Source organism: Allobosea sp. 2RAB26 (genome assembly GCF_052115465.1).
Taxonomy (GTDB): Bacteria; Pseudomonadota; Alphaproteobacteria; order Rhizobiales; family Beijerinckiaceae; genus Allobosea.
Genome location: NZ_JBFRGS010000016.1, coordinates 73,766 through 96,799 on the forward strand (window position 1 = coordinate 73,766; position 23,034 = coordinate 96,799).

At 64.5% G+C, this 23,034-nt stretch carries 19 protein-coding genes; 11 read left to right on the forward strand and 8 right to left on the reverse strand.

Annotated elements, in window-relative coordinates:
• The first annotated feature begins 35 nt into the window (after positions 1-35).
• The 3 genes from AB4118_RS25895 (at position 36) to AB4118_RS25905 (ending at position 4,856) form a co-directional block, all read left to right on the forward strand.
• On the forward strand, positions 36-2,993 hold the full coding sequence (locus AB4118_RS25895; RefSeq protein ID WP_441492437.1) for a 2-oxoglutarate dehydrogenase E1 component: 2,958 nt from the start codon (positions 36-38) through the stop codon (positions 2,991-2,993).
• A 45-nt stretch (positions 2,994-3,038) separates the two neighbouring features.
• Entirely contained in the window at positions 3,039-4,265 is a 1,227-nt protein-coding gene (gene odhB, locus AB4118_RS25900; protein ID WP_441492438.1) for a 2-oxoglutarate dehydrogenase complex dihydrolipoyllysine-residue succinyltransferase, read from the forward strand.
• 165 nt (positions 4,266-4,430) lie between these two features.
• Positions 4,431-4,856, forward strand: a complete 426-nt coding sequence (locus AB4118_RS25905; RefSeq protein WP_441492439.1) for a VOC family protein — start codon at positions 4,431-4,433, stop codon at positions 4,854-4,856.
• Positions 4,857-4,882: 26 nt separating this feature from the next.
• On the opposite strand, the gene AB4118_RS25910 is transcribed toward AB4118_RS25905, so the two are convergent.
• Entirely contained in the window at positions 4,883-6,544 is a 1,662-nt protein-coding gene (locus AB4118_RS25910) for an L-lactate permease (RefSeq protein WP_441492440.1), read from the reverse strand.
• A gap of 221 nt (positions 6,545-6,765) precedes the next feature.
• On the opposite strand from AB4118_RS25910, the gene lpdA reads away from it, so the two are divergent.
• Positions 6,766-8,163 carry a dihydrolipoyl dehydrogenase gene (lpdA, locus tag AB4118_RS25915; RefSeq protein WP_441492441.1) on the forward strand — a complete coding sequence of 466 codons (1,398 nt, stop codon included), beginning with the start codon at positions 6,766-6,768 and terminating at the stop codon, positions 8,161-8,163.
• 138 nt (positions 8,164-8,301) lie between these two features.
• Here the strand turns inward: lpdA and folD are convergent, their stop codons facing one another.
• Positions 8,302-9,165: a bifunctional methylenetetrahydrofolate dehydrogenase/methenyltetrahydrofolate cyclohydrolase FolD gene (gene folD, locus AB4118_RS25920; protein WP_441492442.1), complete on the reverse strand. Its 864-nt coding sequence runs from the start codon at positions 9,163-9,165 to the stop codon at positions 8,302-8,304.
• Between the two features lie 223 nt (positions 9,166-9,388).
• On the opposite strand from folD, the gene AB4118_RS25925 reads away from it, so the two are divergent.
• From AB4118_RS25925 to AB4118_RS25945, 5 genes are all read left to right on the forward strand, one after another.
• On the forward strand, positions 9,389-10,717 hold the full coding sequence (locus AB4118_RS25925; RefSeq protein ID WP_441492443.1) for a cytosine deaminase: 1,329 nt from the start codon (positions 9,389-9,391) through the stop codon (positions 10,715-10,717).
• Positions 10,714-12,141, forward strand: a complete 1,428-nt coding sequence (locus AB4118_RS25930) for an FAD-binding oxidoreductase (protein ID WP_441492444.1) — start codon at positions 10,714-10,716, stop codon at positions 12,139-12,141. The genes AB4118_RS25925 and AB4118_RS25930 overlap by 4 nt, the downstream gene beginning before the upstream one ends.
• A gap of 2 nt (positions 12,142-12,143) precedes the next feature.
• Positions 12,144-12,725, forward strand: coding sequence for an NAD(P)H-dependent oxidoreductase (locus AB4118_RS25935; RefSeq protein WP_441492445.1), 582 nt, complete (start codon positions 12,144-12,146; stop codon positions 12,723-12,725).
• 93 nt (positions 12,726-12,818) lie between these two features.
• Entirely contained in the window at positions 12,819-13,301 is a 483-nt protein-coding gene (locus tag AB4118_RS25940) for a MarR family winged helix-turn-helix transcriptional regulator (protein ID WP_441480592.1), read from the forward strand.
• Between the two features lie 97 nt (positions 13,302-13,398).
• Positions 13,399-14,313 (forward strand): DMT family transporter, encoded by a 915-nt coding sequence (locus AB4118_RS25945; protein ID WP_441492446.1) that lies wholly within the window; start codon positions 13,399-13,401, stop codon positions 14,311-14,313.
• Between the two features lie 13 nt (positions 14,314-14,326).
• On the opposite strand, the gene AB4118_RS25950 is transcribed toward AB4118_RS25945, so the two are convergent.
• Positions 14,327-15,244, reverse strand: coding sequence for an NAD(P)-dependent oxidoreductase (locus AB4118_RS25950; RefSeq protein ID WP_441492447.1), 918 nt, complete (start codon positions 15,242-15,244; stop codon positions 14,327-14,329).
• A gap of 98 nt (positions 15,245-15,342) precedes the next feature.
• Here AB4118_RS25950 and AB4118_RS25955 point away from each other — a divergent pair, with 98 nt between their 5' ends.
• Positions 15,343-16,422 carry a LacI family DNA-binding transcriptional regulator gene (locus AB4118_RS25955; protein ID WP_441492448.1) on the forward strand — a complete coding sequence of 360 codons (1,080 nt, stop codon included), beginning with the start codon at positions 15,343-15,345 and terminating at the stop codon, positions 16,420-16,422.
• 7 nt (positions 16,423-16,429) lie between these two features.
• Here the strand turns inward: AB4118_RS25955 and AB4118_RS25960 are convergent, their stop codons facing one another.
• The 5 genes from AB4118_RS25960 to AB4118_RS25980 all read right to left on the reverse strand — a co-directional run bounded on the left by AB4118_RS25960 (position 16,430) and on the right by AB4118_RS25980 (position 21,874).
• Complete coding sequence (locus AB4118_RS25960; protein WP_441492449.1) at positions 16,430-17,329, reverse strand: NAD(P)-dependent oxidoreductase; 900 nt, start codon at positions 17,327-17,329, stop codon at positions 16,430-16,432.
• A 47-nt stretch (positions 17,330-17,376) separates the two neighbouring features.
• Complete coding sequence (locus AB4118_RS25965) at positions 17,377-18,282, reverse strand: carbohydrate ABC transporter permease (RefSeq protein WP_441492450.1); 906 nt, start codon at positions 18,280-18,282, stop codon at positions 17,377-17,379.
• A gap of 11 nt (positions 18,283-18,293) precedes the next feature.
• Positions 18,294-19,193 carry a carbohydrate ABC transporter permease gene (locus AB4118_RS25970; protein ID WP_441492533.1) on the reverse strand — a complete coding sequence of 300 codons (900 nt, stop codon included), beginning with the start codon at positions 19,191-19,193 and terminating at the stop codon, positions 18,294-18,296.
• Positions 19,194-19,322: 129 nt separating this feature from the next.
• A complete protein-coding gene (locus AB4118_RS25975) occupies positions 19,323-20,642 on the reverse strand; it encodes an ABC transporter substrate-binding protein (protein ID WP_441492451.1) in 1,320 nt (439 codons plus the stop codon).
• A gap of 179 nt (positions 20,643-20,821) precedes the next feature.
• On the reverse strand, positions 20,822-21,874 hold the full coding sequence (locus AB4118_RS25980; RefSeq protein ID WP_069878780.1) for an ABC transporter ATP-binding protein: 1,053 nt from the start codon (positions 21,872-21,874) through the stop codon (positions 20,822-20,824).
• Between the two features lie 264 nt (positions 21,875-22,138).
• Between AB4118_RS25980 and AB4118_RS25985 the strand changes: the two genes are divergently transcribed.
• Positions 22,139-22,894 (forward strand): FadR/GntR family transcriptional regulator, encoded by a 756-nt coding sequence (locus AB4118_RS25985; protein ID WP_441492452.1) that lies wholly within the window; start codon positions 22,139-22,141, stop codon positions 22,892-22,894.
• The last annotated feature ends 140 nt before the right edge of the window (positions 22,895-23,034 follow it).

A 23,034-nucleotide genomic window follows, 5' to 3' on the forward strand; every position in this document is an offset into this window, starting at 1 on the left:
AACGGGGCAGGACGACGGTAGAAGGCAGGACGACAATGGCTCGCCAGGACATCAACGAGGCTCTCGCGCAGACGGGTTTCCTCTATGGCGGCAACGCGGCCTATATCGAGGACCTCTATGCGCGCTATCAGGCCGATCCGAATTCGGTCGACGAGCAGTGGCGCGGGTTCTTCGCCGGGCTGAAGGATGATGGCCCGGCCATTATCCAGAACGCCAAGGGTGCGTCCTGGACGAAGCCGAACTGGCCGATCCATGCCAATGGCGAGCTCATCTCGGCGCTTGATGGCCATTGGGGCGTGGTCGAGAAGGTCATCGGCGACAAGCTCAGCGCCAAGGCCAAGGCTGCCGGCGCGACGCTCAGCGCGTCGGACGTGCAGCAGGCGACGCGCGATTCCGTGCGCGCCATCATGCTCATCCGCGCCTACCGGATGCGCGGCCATCTCCACGCCAAGCTTGATCCGCTCGACATCGAGCAGGCGAGGGATCCCGAGGAGCTGTCGCCGGCCACTTTCGGCTTCACCGACGCTGATCTCGACCGCAAGATCTTCATCGACAACGTGCTCGGCATGGAGTTCGCCACGCTTCGCGAGATGGTCGCGATCCTGCAGCGGACCTATTGCAACACGATCGGCATCGAGTTCATGCACATCTCCGATCCGGAGCAGAAGGCATGGCTGCAGGAGCGGATCGAGGGGCCGGACAAGGAGATCGCCTTCACCCGCGAAGGCAAGAAGGCGATCCTCAACAAGCTGGTCGAGGCCGAGGGCTTCGAGAAGTTCATCGACCTGAAATATACCGGCACCAAGCGCTTCGGCCTTGATGGCGCCGAGGCGCTGATCCCGGCGCTGGAGCAGATCATCAAGCGCGGCGGCGCGCTCGGCGTGCGCGACATCGTCTTCGGCATGGCCCATCGCGGCCGCCTCAACGTGCTGACCCAGGTGCTGGGCAAGCCGCACCGCGCGCTGTTCCACGAGTTCAAGGGCGGCTCCTTCGCTCCCGACGATGTCGAGGGCTCGGGCGACGTGAAGTACCATCTCGGTGCCTCGTCCGACCGTGAGTTCGACGGCAACAACGTCCATCTCTCGCTGACCGCCAACCCGTCGCATCTCGAGATCGTCGATCCCGTGGTGCTCGGCAAGGTCCGCGCCAAGCAGGACCAGTTCGGCGATATCGTCGAGCGCTCCAAGGTGCTGCCGCTGCTGCTGCATGGCGATGCCGCCTTCGCCGGCCAGGGGGTCGTGGCCGAGTGCCTCGGGCTGTCCGGACTGAAGGGCCATCGCACCGGCGGCTCGGTGCATTTCATCATCAACAACCAGATCGGCTTCACCACCTATCCGCGCTATTCGCGGTCCTCGCCCTATCCGTCCGACGTGGCGAAGATGGTCGAGGCGCCGGTCTTCCATGTGAACGGCGACGACCCCGAAGCGGTCGTGTTCGCCGCCAAGATCGCGATCGAGTTCCGGCAGAAATTCCACAAGCCGGTCGTCATCGACATGTTCTGCTATCGCCGCTTCGGCCATAACGAAGGCGACGAGCCGGGCTTCACCCAGCCGCTGATGTATCGCAAGATCCGTGGCCACAAGACGACGCTGGAGCTCTACGCCACCAAGCTGGAAGCCGAAGGCGTGGTGCAGCCGGGCGAGTTCGACGAGATGAGGGCGGCCTGGAAGGGCAAGCTCGAGATCGAGTTCGACGCCGGCCAGACCTTCAAGCCCAACAAGGCCGACTGGCTGGACGGGCGCTGGGCCGGCATGAAGGCGATCCGCGCCGACGAGGACGACCCGCGCCGCGGCGCGACCGGCGTTCCGGCCGCGGTGCTGAAGGAGATCACCGAGAAGATCACCTCGACGCCGCCCGGCTTCAACGTCCACCGCACGATCCAGCGCTTCCTCGACAATCGCCGCAAGGCGGTCGAGGCCGGGCAGGGCATCGATTGGGCGACGGCCGAGGCGCTCGCCTTCGGTTCGCTGCTGCTCGACGGCCACCCCGTGCGTCTCTCCGGCCAGGATTGCGAACGCGGCACCTTCTCACAGCGCCACTCGGTGCTGATCGACCAGGAGACCGAGGCTCGCCATACCTCGCTGAACAACATCCGCGAAGGCCAGTCGCGCTACGAGGTCATCAACTCGATGCTCTCGGAAGAGGCGGTGCTCGGGTTCGAATACGGCTACTCGCTGTCGGAGCCCAACGCCCTGACTGCATGGGAAGCGCAGTTCGGCGATTTCGCCAATGGCGCGCAGGTCGTTTTCGACCAGTTCATCTCGTCGGGTGAGCGCAAGTGGCTGCGCATGTCGGGCCTCGTCTGCCTGCTGCCGCATGGCTATGAGGGCCAGGGGCCGGAGCATTCCTCGGCCCGCCTCGAGCGCTTCCTGCAGATGTGCGCCGAGGACAACATGCAGGTCGCGAACTGCTCGACCCCTGCGAGCTATTTCCACATCCTGCGCCGGCAGCTGAAGCGCGACTTCCGCAAGCCGCTGATCCTGATGACGCCGAAATCGCTGCTGCGCCACAAGCGCTGCATCTCCGACCTGTCGGAGCTGGCCGAGGGCTCGACCTTCCACCGCGTGCTGCATGATGATGCCGAGCGCGGCCGGTCCGAGACGAAGCTGGTCAAAGATGGCAAGATCCGCCGGGTCGTGCTGTGCTCCGGCAAGGTCTATTTCGACCTGCTCGACGAGCGCGAGAAGCGCGGCATCGACGACGTCTACCTGATGCGCGTCGAGCAGCTCTATCCGTTCCCGCTGAAGACGCTGGCGCAGGAGTTGGCGCGCTTCAAGGCCGCCGATGTGGTCTGGTGCCAGGAGGAGCCGAAGAACATGGGCTCCTGGACCTTCGTCGAGCCCTATCTCGAATGGGTGCTGGGCCATGCCGGCTCGAAGCCGAAGCGCCCGCGTTATGTCGGACGCCCGGCCTCGGCCGCGACAGCGACCGGCCTGATGTCGAAGCATACCGCCCAGCTCGCAGCGTTCATGGACGAGGCCTTCGCGGCCTGACCCTGTCCGAAGACGCCAGACAAAGACACGAACAAGAGGCCTGATATGGCGACCGAAATCCGCGTACCCACACTCGGCGAATCCGTCTCGGAGGCGACGATCGGCAAATGGTTCAAGAAGCCGGGCGAGGCTGTGAAGGCCGACGAGCCCCTGGTCGAGCTCGAGACCGACAAGGTCACGCTCGAGGTGAACGCCCCGGCTGCCGGCGTCCTCGGCGAGATCGTCGCCAAGGAAGGCGAAACGGTCGGCGTCAACGCCCTGCTCGGCTCGATCTCGGCCGGTGACGGCGTGGCTGCAGCTCCGGCAAAGCCTGTCGCGGCTGCCGAGGCTGCGAAGCCTGCCGCTGCTCCGGCCGCTGCTGCTGCGCCGGCGACCAAGGCTGCCGATTCCGGCCCGGCCGTCGCGCGCCTCGCCGCCGAGAGCGGCGTCAATCCGACGAATGTCGCGGCGTCCGGCAAGGACGGTCGCGTCACCAAGGGCGACATGCTGGCCGCCATCGCGACGGGTTCAGTGGCTGCGGCTGCGCCCGCAGCTCCGGTCCAGGTCCGCGCCCCGTCGGCTCCCGATGACGCTTCGCGCGAAGAGCGCGTCAAGATGACGAAGCTGCGCCAGACCATCGCGCGCCGCCTCAAGGAGGCGCAGAACACTGCCGCCATGCTCACCACCTTCAACGAGGTGGACATGTCGGCCGTGATGGCGCTGCGCAACCAGTACAAGGACGTGTTCGAGAAGAAGCACGGCGTGAAGCTCGGCTTCATGGGCTTCTTCGTGAAGGCCTGCGTGCAGGCCCTGAAGGAAATCCCCTCGGTCAATGCCGAGATCGACGGCACCGATATCGTCTACAAGAACTACTACCATATCGCGGTCGCGGTCGGCACAGACAAGGGCCTCGTCGTGCCGGTGGTTCGCGATGCCGACCAGCTCTCGATTGCCGGTGTCGAGAAGGAAATCGGTGCGCTCGGCAAGAAGGCGCGCGATGGCGCGCTCAAGATCGAGGACATGCAGGGCGGCACCTTCACGATCTCGAATGGCGGCGTCTATGGCTCGCTGATGTCGACGCCGATCCTGAACGCGCCGCAGTCGGCTATCCTCGGCATGCACAAGATCCAGGAGCGCCCGATGGTGGTCGGTGGCCAGATCGTCGTGCGCCCGATGATGTATCTGGCGGTCAGCTACGATCACCGCATCATCGACGGCAAGGAGGCTGTGACCTTCCTCGTTCGCATCAAGGAAGCTCTTGAGGACCCGGCACGTCTCGTCCTGGACCTCTGAGTTCGCATAGGACCGCGGGACCCGTGCCCGTGCCCGGCACGTCGCTCAGGCGGCCATCGCCGGGTGCGAGCTTGGTTCCCATTTCAAGGGCCTGATCCGGCTGCGCGACCACTCGGCTTGTCTTGCGGTCTCGCGCTGGGATCAGGGATAGGGAAGGAGTTCGCGATGGCTTTTGGCCCCAATCCTCCCTCGCTCCAGGCGCATCTTTGCGTCAAGGGCGGCCTCCAGGCGATCGCCTTCTACGAGAAGGCTTTCGGCGCCGAGTGCACCTTCAAGCAGATGGCGCAGGATGGCGTGCGGGTGTTGCACGCCAATCTTGCGCTGTTCGGCAGCGAAATCCTGCTGCATGACGAGTTCCCGGAATTCGGGGGGCCTGTCGCTTCGCCGCATGCACATGGCGGCGCCAGCATCGCGCTCAACGTCAATCTGCCGAGCCCGAGCGATGTCGACGCGGCAATGGCCCGGGCGGAAGCTGCGGGCGCAATCACCTTGATGCCGGCGGGCGATGTGTTCTGGGGCGCGCGTTACGGCCGCCTGACCGATCCCTTCGGCCATGTCTGGGCCTTCAACGCGCCGCTGGCGCCGGGCTGAAGCCTAAGCCCGATCGCGCCATTGCTTCAGTGCACGACCATCGCCGAGAAGGGGTGGACATAGGCCTGCAGCATCACGAGGCCGCCGACGAGGCAGGCCAGCGCGATCGAATGCCAGAAGACGAAACGCAGGATCGTGCCCTCGTGCCCGAACCAGTTTGTCGCCGTGGAGGCGACGACGATCGACTGGGCATCGATCATCTTGCCCATGACACCGCCGGACGAGTTCGCCGCCCCCATCAGGATCGGCGAAAGGCCGAGCTGTTCGGAGGTGACCTTCTGCAGATTGCCGAACAGCACGTTCGAGGCGGTGTCCGAGCCCGTCAGCGCCACGCCGAGCCAGCCGAGCAGGGTGCCGAAGAAGGGATAGAGCACCCCGGTTCCGGCAAAGGCGAGCCCGAGGGTGGCATCGATGCCTGAGAGCCTGGTCAGGGTACCAATCGCCAGCATGGCCGAAATGGTGATCAGAGAATAGGCGCAGAGCCTGATCGTCCGGACATAGGTCATGATCATGCGACCAGGCGTGAATCCCATGACGAAGCCGGAAATGATCGCTGCGATCAACATGCCCGAGCCGGTATAGGAGAGCCAGGTGAATGAGAACACGGCGGCCTCCGGTGTCGGACGTGGCGCAACCGGCGCCACCTTGGCGATCTGGTTATGGAGATCCGGCACCGGATAGCTCCACACGGCCCAGGAATTCACACTGGTCTTGAACCAGTCCGTGCCCCAGATCAGCAGGATCGCGCAAACGATGATCCAGGGCGCCAGGGCCATCCAGACCTGCGCAGGTGCGGGCCGCTCCGTGGATACAGCCGGTATGATTCGCCCCTCGGCGGAGATGTCATGGCCGCGCAGGGCCGGGGAGGCCCAGATCTCGCGGGGCTTCCAGATCTGCAAGAAGCCGATCAGGCAAGCCATCGAGATCAGCGAGGCGCCGATATCGACGATCCAGGGATTGATGAAGTTCGAGATGAGGAACTGCGGCACTGCAAAAGAGACGCCGGTGACCAATATCGCCGGCCAGATCTGCAGCATGCCACGCCGGCCGGCGAAGACCCAGATCAGCCAGAACGGCACGAGCAACGAGAAGAACGGCAATTGTCGGCCGACCATGGCTCCAAGCAGGAACGGATCAATTCCGGTGACCTGGCTGAGCCCCTGGATCGGGGTTCCAAGAGCACCAAAGGCAACCGGCGCCGTATTGGCGATGAGCGAGAGCCCAGATGCCGCCAAGGGGGAAAAGCCGAGGCCGATCAGGATCGCACCTGTCACCGCGACCGGAGTGCCGAAACCGGAAGCGCCTTCGAAGAAGGCTCCGAAGGCGAAGGCAATCAGCAGGAGCTGAATCCGTCGGTCGCTGGTCACTCCGCCGATCGTGGTCTGCAAGGTTTCGAAGGCGCCTTTCTCGACCGTAAGTCGGTATAGAAAGATAACATTTAGGACAATCCAGCCTATTGGGAAGAATCCAGTCACCGCTCCGAGCGCCGTAGCGCGGGCCGACATTCCGGCGGGCATCGTGAATATAAATATCGCCACAAGATTGGCGACAATCAGAGCAATGATCGCTGCAATATGTGCTTTGACGGTATTTGATGCGATCAATCCTAATAATACAAGGACCGGAAGCGCTGCGGCGAGCGTCGACAGGGCGCTGTTTCCGAATGGGTCGTAGACCTGATTCCACATGGCGCTATCTTCCCTTGAGCCATCGCAAGGCGGGAACGCGAAATGTGCTTCTTGGTATTGTTGCGAATTATACGCTCAATCAACGGAAATGATAGCAATCGCGCTCGCAATGTCGACACCTATTGCGGGCATGGCGGACTGCGTCAAAGCGATGTATTGCGGCCGGTAAGACGCCGCGCCGCGAGTGTCGGCGCGCATTGCCTGCTCAACGGAAGGAAGTCATGTCCTACGATCTCGTCGTCATCGGTACTGGCCCCGGGGGCTATGTCTGTGCCATCCGCGCCGCTCAGCTCGGCCTCAAGGTCGCCGTGGTGGAGAAGCGCAAGACTCATGGCGGCACCTGCCTGAATGTCGGCTGCATCCCGTCCAAGGCCTTGCTGCACGCGTCGGAAATGTTCGAAGAGGCCGGCCACACCTTCCCGAGTCTCGGCATCAGCGTCGGCACGCCCAAGCTCGATCTCAAGCAGATGTTGGTCCACAAGCAGGAGACCATCGACGCGAACGTCAATGGCGTCGCCTTCCTGCTGAAGAAGAACAAGATCGAGGCCTTCCAGGGCACCGCGAGCATCCCCGGCGCGGGGAAAGTCGAGGTCACGGGTGCGGACGGCAAGAGCCAGGCCCTCGAGACCAAGAACATCGTCATTGCGACGGGTTCGGAAGCGGCCGGCCTGCCGGGCGTCGAGATCGACGAGAAGACCGTGGTGACCTCGACCGGCGCACTCGAGCTTGCGTCCGTGCCGAAGGAGCTGCTGGTGGTGGGCGCCGGCGTGATCGGTCTCGAAATCGGTTCGGTCTGGAGCCGTCTCGGCGCCAAGGTCACCGTGGTCGAATATCTCGACCGCATCCTGCCCGGCATGGATGACGAGATCGCCAAGCAGTTCCAGCGCATCCTGCAGAAGCAGGGCTTCGAATTCCACCTGGGTTCCAAGGTCACCAAGGTCGAGACGGGCAAGAAGGGCGCGACCGTCACGGTCGAGCCCGCCGCCGGCGGTGAGGCCAAGACGCTGTCTGCCGATATCGTGCTGGTCGCGATCGGCCGTCGTCCGAACACCGATGGCCTCGGCCTGGACGCCGCTGGTGTCGCGACCGAGCGTGGTCGCGTCGTGATCGACGACCATTTCAAGACCAACGTCGCGGGCATCTATGCCATCGGCGACGTGGTGCGCGGTCCGATGCTCGCTCACAAGGCCGAGGACGAGGGCATGGCGGTGGCCGAGCTGATCGCCGGCAAGGTTGGGCATGTGAACTATGACGCCATCCCGAGCATCATCTACACGGCTCCCGAAGTCGCCGCGATCGGCAAGACCGAGGAGGAACTGAAGGCTGCGGGCATCGCCTACAAGATCGGCAAGTTCCCCTTCACCGCCAATGGCCGCGCCCGCGCCATGCGCCACACCGAGGGCTTCGTGAAGTTCCTCGCCGATGCGGCGACCGACCGCGTGCTCGGCTGCCATATCATCGGCCCGCATGCCGGGGACCTGATCGCCGAAGTCACGGTGCTGATGGAGTTCGGCGGCTCGTCGGAGGATCTCGCCCGCACCTGCCATGCTCATCCGACGCTGGCCGAGGCGGTCAAGGAAGCTGCGCTCGCCGTCGACAAGCGCGCGATCCATATGTGAGCGGCATCTCGATTCCCGGCCGAAGCGTAGGCGGAGGCCCGGGAAACTCAGCCCCTATGACAAACGCCCGGCGCTTCGCCGGGCGTTTCACGTTTCGGGTGATGCGAAGGCAGAACCGGCGTCCGCGTGACCTCGGCTTTATCGGCCCCGCCTTGCGTGAAAGGCGGTCAGGGTGTTGCGCAGCAGGCAGGCGATGGTCATCGGGCCGACGCCGCCCGGTACAGGCGTGATCGCGCCTGCAACCTTCATGGCCTCGGCAAAGTCGACATCGCCGGCGAGCTTGCCGTCGGGCAGGCGGTTGATGCCGACATCGATTATGGTGGCGCCGGGCTTGATCCAGTCACCCCTTACGAAGTGGGGCCGCCCGACCGCCGCGACCAGGATGTCGGCGCGCCGGCAGATTGCGGGAAGATCGCGGGTACGGGAATGGGCGATGGTGACGGTGCAGTCGGCCTGGACCAGCAACTGCGCCATCGGCCGGCCGACGATGCCCGAGCGGCCGATCACCACGGCTTCCAGTCCGGCGAGCGTTGGCAGGGTCTGCTTCAGCAGGATCATCGAGCCGAGCGGCGTGCAGGGGATCAGGCTGGCCTGTCCGTTGGCGAGGCGGCCGACATTGATCGGATGGAAGCAGTCGACGTCCTTGGCGGGGTCTATCGCCTCGATCACACGGTCGGGATTGATGTGCTTCGGCAAGGGCAATTGCACCAGAATGCCGTCGACGCTGTCGTCGGCATTCAGCGCGGCGACCTTGGCCAGCAACTCCGCTTCGCTGGTCTCGGCCGGCAGGCGGTGAACCGCAGAGTTCATGCCGATCTCGCCGGCAAGCTTTTCCTTGGAGTTCACATAGACACGGCTCGCCGGGTCGTCGCCGACGAGCACGACATGCAGGCCGGGGACTAGGCCCCGTTCAGCCTTGATCGCGGTGATCTCCTGGCCGATCTCGGCACGCAGTGCCGCAGCTGCCGCCTTGCCGTCGATGATGCGCGCCTGATCCGCCATGACCCACCGCCTGTGTTTCGCTGAGTGCTCCTCATGCGCGATCATCGTGCGGGCGGCAAGTATCGACGCACCATTATCGATGCGCCGTCGCCTTGGCCATTTGCGCCACAGGCGCTGTTCTTGCCTGCGGCGACGGCAGCGTGATCGCCGCCTTGCCGCCACTCATGCTGGCCTGTATCGAGCGAGGGCAAGGCAGCGATTGACGGGATGGAGTGCTGACGACGTGACGACAGGATTTGCCGCCATTCCCGCCTCGACCAGCTATCGCCTGACCAATGCCCGCTCCCCGCTCTGCCTGATCGAGGGCGCGGATCTTGCAGCCGATCGTGACGGGCTGGCGCTGGTCGACCTTCGCGTCGAGGATGGGCGCATCGCGTCGATCCTGCCGGCCGGCACGGAAGCGCCGGAGGGCGGTCCCGGGCTCGATCTCGATGGCGGCATCGTGCTGCCGCGGCTGGTCGATGCGCATGTCCATCTCGACAAGGGCCATATCTGGCCGCGCCGCCGCAATCCGGACGGCACCTTCATGGGCGCACTCGAGAATGTCATGGCCGATCGCGAGGCCAATTGGACGTCGGAAGATGTGCGTGCCCGCATGGATTTCGGCCTGCGCTGCGCCTTCGCCCATGGCACGAGCGCGGTCCGCACCCATATCGACTCGCTCGGCAAGCAGATCGGCATCTCCTGGCCGGTGCTGGCCGAGATGCGGGCGGAATGGGCCGGGCGCGTCGCGCTGCAGGCCTCGCCGCTTTTCGGCATCCAGTTTGCGCTCGACGCCGAGCACATGCAGGCGGTGACGCGGGCCGTGAAGGCGCATGGCGACGGCATCTTCGGCTGCGTCACCTATATGATCCCGGAGCTCGCGGAGGCGCTCGACATCGTCTTTCGCACGGCGATCGAGAACGGCTTCGACCTCGACTTCCATGTCGATGAGACCAATGATCCGGCGGCGCGGTCGCTTGAATACATTGCCGAGGCAGCGCTCCGGCATCGCTTCAGCGGAAAGATCCTCGCCGGCCATTGCTGTTCGCTCGCGGTACAGGCTCCGCAGGATGAGGCGCGGATCATCGCCAAGGTCGGGCAAGCCGGCATTGCGGTTGTGTCCCTGCCGATGTGCAACATGTATCTGCAGGACCGCGACGGCGGCCGCACGCCACGCTGGCGCGGCGTCACTGCGCTGCACGAACTGAAGGCTGCCGGCGTGGCGGTGATGATCGCTTCCGACAATACGCGCGATCCGTTCTATGCCTATGGCGATCTCGACCTCGTCGAGGTGCTGCGCGAAGGCACCCGCATCCTCCAGCTCGATCATGGCCCGACCGATTTCGCGGCGATGATCGCGCGCGCACCGGCTGCGATCATGGGCGTCGCCGACAAGGGCGTTGTGGCGCAAGGGCTGTCCGCCGACCTGATCCTGACCCGCGCCCGCGACTGGACCGAATTCTTCGCGCGCCCCCAGGCTGATCGCACGGTGCTGGTCGCCGGCAAGGCGATCGACCGGACGCTGCCGGACTACCGCGAACTCGACCATCTGATGAGCAAGAGCGCATGAGCCCCCGCTACGACATCGCCGCCCTGAAGAACCGTCTCGGCGGAATCAGGACCGAGGACAATCCGGCACTGGTGAAGCAGAAGAGCCGCGACTTCTTCTGGTACTCGCCCACCCTCAAGCGTCAGCTCGACCACGTCACGGCCGATATCATCGTCTCGCCGACCAGCGAGGCCGAGGTGCTGGACGTCCTTGCGGCCGCTCATGCACTCGGCATTCCGGTGACGCCGCGCGGCACCGGGACCGGCAATTACGGCCAGGCGATGCCGCTCTCTGGCGGGGTGCTGCTCGATCTCTCGGGGTTCAACAAGGTCAAGTCGATCCGGCCTGGACGCTATGTCGCCGAGCCGGGCGCGGTCATGGCCCGCATCGACGAGCAGACGCGGGCGCATTCCAGGCAGGAGCTGCGCCTGCATCCCTCGACCTATCAGACCGCTTCGATCGGCGGCTTCATCGCCGGTGGCTCGGGCGGCGTCGGCTCGATCAAATGGGGTGGCCTGCGCGACTGGGGCAACATCATCCGGCTCAAGGTCGCGACGATGGAGGCCTCGCCCCGGATCCTCGAATTCACCGGCGACGACCTGCACAAGGTTGCCCATGCCTATGGCACCAACGGCATCATCACCGAGGTCGAGATGCCGCTCGGGCCCGCCTATGACTGGGTCGACGTCATCCTCGGCTTCGACACGCTGCGCGCGGCGACCGAGTTCGCCAATGCGCTCGGCGAGCAGGACGGGCTGGCGCTGAAGAACCTCGCGGTCGTCGCGGCCCCGGCGCCGCATGACTATTTTCTGCGGCACAAGAAATTCCTGCCGCGCGACAGCCATGTCGTGATCGTCATGGCCGCGGATTTCGCAGTCGATGCGCTGCTCGCCTACGCCCGGCATTTCCGCGGCGCCGAACTGCTGATGCGCTCCGACAAACTCTCGCCGGAAGAGGCCAAGGGCCTGCCGCCGGGCTATGAGCTGGGCTGGAACCACACGACGCTGCGGGCGCTGCGGGTTGACCCGTCCATCACCTATCTCCAGGTGCTCTACCCCTTCCCGAACCAGGTCGAGCTGATCCAGCGCATTCATGAGCGCTTTGGCGACGAGGTGCGCTGCCATCTCGAATTCGTCCGCTTCGACGGCAAGGTCACCTGCTTCGGCCTGCCGCTGGTGCGCTTCACCAGCGAGGAGCGGCTCGAGGAGATCATGGCGATCCACGAGGAGATGGGAGCGCCGATCTTCAACCCGCATCGCTATACCTTGGAAGAAGGCGGCATGAAGCAGACCGACGAGCTGCAGCTCGCCTTCAAGCGCGAGGCCGATCCGCAAGGGCTGCTCAATCCCGGCAAGATGATCGCCTGGGAGGATCCGTCCTACGATTACAAGTCGGGCAAGACCTTCCTGTTCCGCAGCCTGGCCGATGCCGGCGTGGGTGGCTGATCATGCGCGTGCTCGTCCTCTACGCTCATCCCGATCCGGACAGTTTTGGGGCGGCGTTGCATCGGGCCGTGGTGAAGGGGCTCGAAGAGGCCGGCCATGACGTCGACGATTGCGATCTCAATGCCGAGGGCTTCGATCCGGTGCTGAGCCGGGAGGGCCGGGTCGGCTATCACGATGTTGCCAGCAACACGCTTCCGGTTGCCGGCTATGTCGAGCGGCTACGAGCAGCCGAGGCGCTGGTCCTGTGCTTTCCTGTCTGGAATTTCGGCTATCCCGCGATCCTCAAGGGCTATTTCGATCGCGTCTTCCTGCCCGGTGTTTCGTTCAAGCTGAACGATGGCAAGGTCAGGCCCAATCTCTGGAATATTCGCCGTCTCGTGGCCGTCACGACCTATGGCGGCTCGCGCTGGCGCGCCTTTCTGATGGGCGATCCGCCGCGCAAGGTGGTGTGTCGGGCCCTGCGCGCCGTTTGTCATCCAAGTGCGCGGCCGCTTTACCTGGCTCACTACGACATGAATCGCGCAACAGCGGGGAGCCGAGACGCCTTCCTTGCGCGCGTCTCGAAAAAGATGCGTACTCTGTGATTGTGCGCTGCACTTGCGTCATCACACTGTCATGATCGCAAGCGATCTCAGAGCCGGCGAATAGATTTCCGAGCAGTTTCCAAGGACCGGCTCATGACCAAGTCCCTCGAGAAAAGCGTCGGTCGAGCTCTCCTTGTGGCGGCGCGCCTGCATCGGGCGCGCATGGGCGAGAGGCTCAACGGCCTCGGACTCTTTCCCGGGCAGGAGCAGGCGCTGAAGGCCCTCCAGCCAGCCCCGATGACGATGGGCGAACTGGCGACCCTGCTTCGGGTCAAACCGCCGACCGTGTCCAAGACCATTGGCCGGCTCTCCTTGCAGGGGCTGGTGACGCGCGAGGGCGGTAGCCGCGATGGCCGGCTGGTTCAGGTCGCGTTGACCGAGCACGGTCAGAAGACCGCGGCTGCGCTCGATGCGGTCTGGAATCAGGTCGAGGACGAACTGCTGGAAAAGCTAGACGCCAAGGAGCGCAAGCAGCTCCGCAAGCTGCTGCGCAAGGCCTCGAAGGGCCTTTCCAAGGCCGGGGCCGAAATCGACGAGCCTGACGCCGATGGGGATGAGGCCGAGGCTGAGGCCTGATCAGCGCATGGAACGCATGCCCTCTGGCGCTGGCGTCGTTCCCTAAATCGGTTAAATCTCTCTCCGTCATTCTCCTCACGCATGACGGGACGGTCCTTTGCCCGCCTATTCCCATCGACCGGAAACGGGCCGCTCCCGCCTGATCGCCATCGGGCTGATGTGCGGTGCTGTGCTGTGTTTCTCGCTGCTCGATACCAGTGCGAAATGGCTGGCCGGTCATATGGACCCGCTTCAAGTGGTGTTCGCGCGCTATGCCGGCAGCATGATCCTGGTCTCGCTGCTGCTGAACCCCTGGAGCCATCCCGGTATCCTGCGCACCAAGAAGCCCTGGCTGCAGGCGGTGCGTTCGCTGCTGCTACTCGGTTCGACGGCGCTGAACTTCTTCGCGCTGAAATACCTGCAGCTCGCCGAGACCGTGTCGATCATGTTCGCGACACCGCTTCTGGTGGCGCTGGTTTCCGGGCCGCTGCTCGGCGAATGGCCGGGGCCGCGCCGGCTCGCCGCGATCGGTGTCGGGTTCATCGGCGTGCTCGTGATCACACGGCCCGGCCTTGGCGGCATGCATCCGGCGGCGCTGCTCTGCATGATCGGCGTCGTCTGCTACGCCTTCTATTCGATCTCGACCCGGCTTCTGGCGGCCTTCGACCCGCCGGAAACGACAATGGTCTATTCCGGCGTCGCGGGAACGGTTGCGCTGCTGCCGCTCATTCCCCTGTTCTGGACCTGGCCGAACGGGCCGTTGCCCTGGGCGCTGATGCTGGTGACCGGCGCCATGGGCGGCTTCGGGCATTGGCTGCTGATCCTGGCACACCGGCTGGCGCCCGCCACGGTGCTGGCGCCGTTCATCTATTCGCAGATCGTCTGGATGGTCACGCTCGGCTATCTCGTCTTCGGGCAGCTTCCCGACCGCTGGACCTTCATCGGCGCAGCCATCGTGATCTCGTCGGGCCTCTATCTGCTCTATCGCGAGCGGGTCCGGGCCGTGCCCGAGGGCTCGGCCCGGCTCGATTGAGCACTGGCAGGGCTCAGTCCTTCGGCGCCAGCGAAACGCCGCTCTGCTGGGCGATCCAGTCGGAGAGCATCGGCACGTAATCATCGCCCCGGCCATTGGCCACGGCGGAGGCATAGGCGTTCTTGACGGCGTTGCCGATCGGGTTCGGGACGCCTGCCGCATTGGCGACGCCTTCGAGATAGCGCACATCCTTCAGCGCGTTGACCAGCGTGAACTTGTGCGCGTCACGGTCGCGCTCCAGCACGTATTTCATGAAGGTCTGATAGAAGCCGCAATCCATCCGGCTGCCGGAGAGCACGCTGTTGAAGGTCTGCGGCGTGATGCCGATCTTCTGGGCCAGTGCGAGCGCCTCGGAATAGATCGCGCCATAGCCCATCGACAGGAAGTTGTTGAGCAGCTTCATCTTGTGGCCGTCGCCGACGGGGCCGAGATGGACGACCTTCTGTGCCCAAGCCTCGCAGGCCGGCTTGATGCGGGCGAAGACCGCATCGCTGGCGCCGATCATGGTCGAGAGCTGGCCCTGGGCGGCCTGTGCCGGCGTGCCGCCGAGCGGTGCGTCGCAGAGATGCAGGCCTTTCGCCTCGAGTTCGGCAGCAAGGCGGATGGTCGAACCGGGATCTGAGGTCGAGCAATCGACCACGATCGTGCCGGGCCCGGCGCCGGCGACGATGCCGTCCGGGCCGTTCAGCACGGCCTCGACCTGGGGCGAGCCGGTCACGCACAGGAAGATGATCGTCGCCTGCGAGGCCAGTTCCTTCGGTGTCCTGGCCTCGGTTGCACCAGCCGCCACCAGTTCCTCGACCGGCTTGCGGTTGCGGTGGCCCATCACCGTCAGCTGGAAGCCCTTGTCGAGCAGATTGCGGGCCATGCCTTGCCCCATCAGGCCGACGCCGATGAAGCCGATCGACTCTTTCGCGGTGCTCATCTTCAATTTCTCCGACTTATATGAGAAGGACTCGATCAGACGGCCTTTCGCAGGCCGGTTGAAACTCGCGGGACTCTTTCGCTTCCGTCTGAAGAGGGCGTGTCATGACCAGCAACGGCCACACCCCCGAGGCCGGGCCAGCCGGGAAGGCGGGACTGGCTGCGCCGGGCCGTGGGCGGGTGACATTGCAGATCATCGCCGACCATCTCTCGGTGTCGACGGCGACGGTGTCGCTGGCCCTGCGCGGCTCGCCTCTCGTCGCGGACGCGACACGGCTGCGGGTTCAGCAGATCGCGCGCGACATGGGCTACAGCTACAACCGCAGCGCCGCGTCGCTGAGGACCGACCGCACCAATATCCTTGGCGTCGGCTTCCACGACATCACGAATCCCTATTTCGCCGAACTCCTGGCCGCGATCGAGGAAACGGCGACGGCGCATGGCCGCTCGATCCTGCTCGGTACCTATGCGGAGAACCTGGAGCGGCAGGACCGGGTCCTGAACACCCTGAAGGAGTATCGACCCGACGGCATGGTGATCTGTGCCGCAGGCGGCAGCACGGCTGAAACCTTCGGCCATCTGATTGAGGCCGGTGTTCCGCTGGTCCAGCTCTCCCGGGAGATTCCGGGTCTCAACCTCGATTTCGTGGGGTCGGATGATCATCACGGCACCGTGCTGGCGCTGGAGCATCTGATCGGTCTTGGCCACCGGCGCATCGCCTTCCTCGGCGAAAACAACCTGATCTCGACGGGCCGGAACCGGTATCGGGGCTATTGCGAGACGCTCGCCCGGCACGGGATTCCGCTTGATCCTGCGTTGGTCTATGCGTCGATCGGCACCCGCGAGAACGGCCTCAAGGGCATTCAGAAGGTGCTCGATGCGGAGATTCCGCCAACCGCGGCCGTCTGCTTCAATGACCTCATCGCCTTCGGCGCGATGCTCGGCCTGCGTCATCGTGGGCTGGAGGCCGGGGTCGAGTTTTCGCTCGTGGGCTGCGACGACGTCCAGGAAGCGGCGCAGTGGTATCCGGCGCTGACCACGCTGAAGAACTTCCAGGACGAGATGGGCCGCAAATCGGCGGAACTGCTGATCCGGCGCATCGAGAATCCGACTGCGCCGACGCAGCGGATCGTGCTGACGCCGGAGCTCGTCGTGCGGGGCACGACGACACCGCCCAAACGCTAGATCCCGCTCATGGATCATTCGCGGGTTTGGCGTTGAGCGCGCGATAGGCGCGCACGACCTGCGAATCGTCGCGCGCGCCATGGCCGAGGCCCGAGCTCGCCAGGAACATCTGATGTGCAGCGGCGGCGAGCGGCAGTGCTGTCCTGGCGGCGCGGCCGGCATCGAGCACGATCCCGAGATCCTTGACGAAAATGTCGACCGCACTGGCGACGGGGGCATCTTCCAGCAGCATGCGCGGACCGCGATCCCGCAGCATCCAGGACGAGGCAGCCGAGCCACCCATGATCTCGAAGAGAATCTTGCCGTCGATCCCCGCCTTCTCGGCGAGCGAGAGCGCTTCGGCCGCCACCGCGATATGGACGCCGCAGAGCAGTTGGTTGACCGTCTTCACGGTCGCACCCTGCCCGGGCTTCTGGCCGACATGGAAGACCTTGTCGCCCATCGCATCGAGCACGGGCTTTGCCAGTGCGAAACTCTCCTGCGGCGCACCGACCATGATGGTCAGCGTCGCGCCGCGCGCGCCGCTGATGCCGCCGGAGACCGGGGCATCGACGAAGTGACGGCCGGTTTTCGTGACCTCCGTCGCGATCGCCTCGACCTCGCCGGGAGGGCAGGTCGCCATCAGCTGCACGCTTGCGCCGGGAGCGAGTGCCGCCAGGGCGCCGGCCTCGAACAGGACCGAGCGCGCCTGCGCGGCATTGACGACCATCAGGACGAGCGCATCGGCATCTCTTGCGGCCGCCGCGGCGCTCTCGGCAGCGTGGCCCCCGGCTGAAACCAGCGCCTCGCGGGCGCTCTTGCGCATATCGAAGCCAGTGACCCGGAACTGACGCTTCACGAGGTTCTCGGCCATCGGCGCCCCCATGGCGCCGAGCCCGACGAAGGCGATGGATTTGATCTCGTTCACGAACGCAGTCCCTCAAACGCAAACGGGGCCCGGCGGGCCCCGCTGGATTATTCCTTCACGGCTCCGGTCATCGACGAGACGTAATGCTCGACGAAGAAGGAGTAGAGAATGACGACCGGGAGCGAGCCGAGCAGCGCGCCGGCCATCAGCGCCCCCCATTCATAGACGTCCCCGCGCACCAGCTCGGTGAGAACGCCGACAGCGACGGTCTTGTTCTCCGAGGACTGGATGAAGGTGAGCGCGTAGATGAACTCGTTCCAGGAGAGGGTAAAGGCGAAGATGCCGGCCGAGATCAGCCCCGGCACCGCCAGTGGCAGGATGATCTTGACCAGGATCTGCCAGCGGCTGGCGCCGTCGACGAGCGCGCATTCCTCCAGCTCGTAGGGGATCGAGCGGAAATAGCCCATCAGCAGCCAGGTGCAGAACGGCACCAGGAAGGTCGGATAGGTGAAGATCAGCGCGAGCTTGGTGTCGTAGATGCCGAAGCCGAAGATCAGCACGGCGAGCGGGATGAACAGGATCGAGGGCGGTACGAGATAGGCGAGGAAGATCGCCAGCCCGGTGACCCGCGAGCCACTGAAGCGCAGACGCTCGATCGCATAGGCGGCGAACACGGCGGCGGTGAGCGACAGGATCGTCGATCCGATCGAGACCAAGATCGTGTTGAGCAGCCAGTGCGGATATGTAGTTTCGAACAGCAGATATTTGATGTGGCGCAGCGTAGGCTCGCCCGGCCAGAGCGGGTTGTGGCTCTTGAAATCCGTCAGCTCGTGATTGGGCTTCAGCGCCGTCACGCCCATCCAGTAGAACGGAAACAGCAGCACGAAGATGAAGACCATGAGCGGCAACCAGGTGGTCACCAGCCGACGCGGCAGGTTGGCCATGTAGCTGGTGCCGACGCTTTCGTCGGTGAGCTGAACGCGCGGGGCGGTCGGTTGACTGATGTCGGTCATGGCTGGCGTCCTCAGTCCGCGCCGCCCTGCTGCCATTTCCGCCGCTGCAGGCCGAAATAGCTGAACAGGATCGCTCCGAGCAGGAAGGGGATCATCGCGACTGCGATCGCTGCGCCTTCGCCAAGCTGGCCGCCGGGGATGGCGCGCTGGAAGGAGAGGGTCGCCATCAGGTGAGTGGCGTTGAGCGGGCCGCCGCGGGTCAGCACGTAGATGAGCTGGAAATCGGTGAAGGTGAACAGCACAGAGAAGGTCATCACGACCGCGATGATCGGCGAGAGCAGAGGCAAGGTGATGAAGCGGAAGCGCTGCCAGTTGGTTGCACCGTCGAGCATCGCGGCCTCGTAGAGCGAGGGCGAAATGGTCTGCAGGCCGGCCAGCAGCGAGATCGCGACGAAGGGAATGCCGCGCCAGACATTGGCTGCGATCACCGAGGCGCGCGCATTCGTGGTGTCGCCGAGGAAGTTGATATTGGTCGAGATCAGGCCGAGCTCCTTCAGAGCCCAGGAGATCACCGAGAACTGGGTGTCGAAGATCCACCAGAAGGCGATCGCCGAGAGTACGGTCGGCACCACCCAGGGCAGCAGTACAATGGCGCGGATGAAGGCCTTGAAGGGTAGGTGCTCGTTCAGGAGCAGCGCCAGCCAGAGCCCGAGCGCGAATTTCAGGGCCGAAGCGACGACCGTGTAGAGGATGGTGTTGAAGACCGCGAGCCGGAACACCGAGTCGGTCAGCAGCGACTCGTAATTCTCGAGCCCGATGAAGACGCCCGCCCGGCCGATGCGGGTATCGGTGAAGCCGAGCCAGACGCCGAGGGCCAGCGGCCAGGCGAGGAAGACGATCAGGAAGATCGCCGCGGGCACCATGAACAGGATGCCGAGTCCGTTGCGGCTCTGGCCCAGCCGCGCCAGCATAGAAGGTCTCGCACGCTCCGCCGGCCGCGCGATTGCGGTGTCAGCCATGGTGATCTCTCCCGGATGCAGGGCCGGCGGCTCTTCGCCGCCGGCGGGCGCGGCCGTGGCCGCGCCGTTTCGTTGCAGCGATCAGACGCGATAGTAGCGGTTGATCCGTGCCTCTGCGCGCTTGGCTGCTTCCTCAGGCGTCCGCTGGCCGGTGGCGCCTTCCGCGAACATGTCGACAAGAACGTAGTCGGCCATCACCGCAGCCGAAGCGTAGCCGAGCGGGCCGGAATAGCCGTTCGGGCGCAGTGTCTCAGAGGCCTTCTGATACGGGGTGTGAACCGGATCCGAGGTCCAGACCGGATTATTGGCGTAGGCCTTCAGCGGCTGGCAGCAATAGGCGCTGGCCTGGGTGATCCAGGTCGGCATCTGTTCCTGCTCGTACATGAACTGGAGATAGGCCTGTGCCGCCTGCGGGAACTTGGTGTGCTTGAAGATCACGCAGGTGGTGGTCTGGTGCAATTCGACCGACTGGCCCACCGGGCCGATCGGCATGTTCGCCGACCTCATGTCCTTGGCCATGTCGGCGAGCTTGGGGTCGTTCTTCGCGGAGTAATAGAGCGAGACGCCGTTGGCGGTGACCGAAACCTCACCGGCCAGGAAGGCGCGGTTGTTGTTGATGTCGAGCCAGCTTTCCGTGCCCGGGATGAAGGTCTTGTAGAGCTCGGCGGCGTATTTGATGGCCGCGATCGTCTCGGGGCTGTTGATCGCGACCTTGCCGGCATCATCGACGGTTCGGCCACCATGGCTCCAGAGCAGCCAGTGGCAGAAGTTGTTGCCGTCGCCGACACCCTTTCCGAGGGTGAAGCCGGCGGGGTGCCCCTTGGCCTTCAGCGCCTTGCAGAGATCGAGGAAGGCGTCGGTCTTGGTCGGGAAGGTCGAGTGGCCGGCTTCCTTGACCCAGCTGTCGCGATAAAGCACGGCGTTTGCGATGGCAGCCAGCGGCAGGCCGATGAACTTGCCGTCCTTCTTGGCGTAACCTTCAAGGCCGGGATACCAGCCGCCATATTTGCCGCCGAGATAATTGCCGAGCTCGGTGACGTCGAGCAGCTTGTCGGGATACTGGAAGGCATCGTCGAACCAGACGAGCACGATGTCGGGGCCTGCGCCGACATTGGCGGCGACGGCGGCCTTCGGACGAATATCTTCCCAGCCTTCCTTGTCGACCCGGATCTGAACGCCGGTCGCATCCGTGAACTTCTTGGTATTGGCGAGCCAGGCGTCTTCCTCACCCTTGACGAAGGGGGCCCAGCGCAGCACGCGCAGTTGAGCGCCTGGTTCGGGGGTGAATTTTGGAGCGGCCGCCTGGGCGAAGGCGGGGGCGGTCCCCAAGTGCCCCATCAGGCCGGCGCCCGCAGCCACGCCGGCGCTGCCCAGCAGCATATCGCGTCTTGAAATCGTCATTGGTTGTTCCTTCCCGGAAAGAAGGGACCTTTTATATGTGGCCTGCGACCCGTCCCTGGAAGTCATCGCCGGCTCTTTTGGCTGCGCCAGGCCAGCCGGTGTCCGTGCTGGCCTGTCGTAACGTCATGTCATGCGGGCCAAGGCGCAATCAGGCGCGGGCCTCCGCAGCAGTCAGAAGCTCAGATACGCTTGCCGGTGGCGGCGTCGAACAGATGCGTGACGCTGGTGTCCGGCGTGATGCCAATGGTCTCGCCGGGCTTGGCCGTGATGCGTTCGCGGAAGACGCAGGTCAGTTCCTGCCCGCCGCAGCGCACGACGACCTGCGTCTCGGAGCCGGTCGGTTCGATGACCACGACCTCGGCCTTGAGGCCGTTGGGGTTGAGTTGGAGGTGCTCCGGACGGATGCCGAAAACCGCGGCCTTGCCGTTCGAGTCAGCCGGATGCTGCCCGATGGGCCAGATCACGCCGCCCTCGGTCTCGAACCCGGCCGCGGTGATCTTGCCCTTGAGGAAGTTCATCGACGGCGAGCCGATGAAGCCCGCGACGAAAAGGTTGTTCGGCCGGTCGTAGAGGTCGAGCGGAGCGCCCATCTGCTCGACGATGCCGTCATGCATCACGACGATCTTGTCGGCCATGGTCATGGCCTCGATCTGGTCGTGCGTGACATAGACCGTCGTGGTCTTGAGACGCTGATGCAGTTCCTTGATCTCGGTGCGCATCTGCACGCGCAGCTTGGCGTCGAGATTCGAAAGCGGCTCGTCGAAGAGGAAGACCTGCGGATCGCGCACGATCGCGCGGCCCATGGCGACACGCTGGCGCTGACCGCCCGAAAGCTGGCGCGGATAGCGGTCGAGCAGCTTGTTGAGGCCGAGAATGCCGGCAGCCTTGTTGACGCGCTCGTCGATCTCGGCCTTGGGGGCATTCCGCAGCTTCATCGAGAAGGCCATGTTGTCGGCCACTGTCATGTGCGGATAGAGCGCGTAATTCTGGAACACCATGGCGATGTCGCGCTCTTTCGGCGGCACGTCGTTGACGACGCGCGGGCCGATGCGGATCTCGCCTCCGGAAATATTCTCCAGCCCGGCGATCATGCGCAGAAGGGTCGATTTTCCGCAGCCCGAGGGGCCGACGAGAATAACGAACTCGCCATCGTTGATGTCGATATCGACGCCATGGATGACCTGCGTCGAGCCGTAAGCCTTGCGCACATCAGCGATCTGGACTGAGGCCATCTGAACCCTCTCCCGGACTTAAGTTTCCTCTGGGGTCCGGTATCGTCCCGTGTCCGGGCACTCCGCACCGCCGCTGCTGTCGGCTTCTCGTGACCGACCGACGAAAAGCGCCGCAGACCAGGCAGTGCCTGTTGCGCCGGGTTTCATCTACGATAAAGTCATACGATACGGACAGGCGTGTCAAGCGCCGGAATCGCTCCAATGAAACCGCCTTCCGGCGGCTTGGGCGCGATTGAAAACGGGTGAGGACGCCAGCAGATGCGGGTGCGCGACTTTTCGCGGCCGACGACCCTGAATCCCGACCGCCTGTTCGGGCAGGTGGCTCAGAAGCTCGCGGTTGCGATCATTTCAGGGACGTTCAAGGCCGGCGAACTGTTGCCGAACGAGGCCGATCTGAAATCCGAAATCTCGGTCTCGCGCACCGCCTATCGCGAAGCTGTGAAGTACCTGACGGCGAAGGGGCTGGTCGAGGCGCGCCCGAAGAGCGGCACGCGGGTAGCGCCGCGCGACGGTTGGAACCTGCTCGATCCCGACGTGCTGTCCTGGCATTTCGAGGCCGACCCGAACGAGAAATTCATTCGCGACCTGTTCGAGTTGCGCAGTTTTGTAGAGCCGAGCGCAGCGCGCCTTGCGGCCCTGCGGCGTACACCCGCCGATCTCGTACGAATCCAGGCGGGCTATCACGGCATGATCGACAACCCGCCCTATGCCGAGGCAACCATTCGCGCCGACCTGGCTTTCCACGAGGCGATCCTCGCTGCCGCGCAGAATTCGACGCTGCAATGTCTGGCAAGCGTCGTCTCGGCGACGATCCAATGGTCGCTGCTGCTGAAATCGGGAGACGATCAGGGGTTCTATGTCACGTCGCTGTTCGATCACGAGCGGGTGCTGGATGCGATCATCCAGCGGGACGGCGATCTCGCCGCGGCCCGGATGAGTGCGCTTGTAACGGACAGCCTGAACACCACGCTCACCTTCCTGGCATGGGCCGGACAGCAGAGCACCCCGAAAATCGCCTGAATAAGTCATACTACATATGACAACGACGCGCTTTTCTCGCTCTGCAGCCCGTGTAGTACTGCTCTGCCGATGCCGCGTGGCGGAGGCCTTGAGGTTTCGCGATCTAATCGTTTTAAAGAATTGAAATCAAGCCAGCCGCT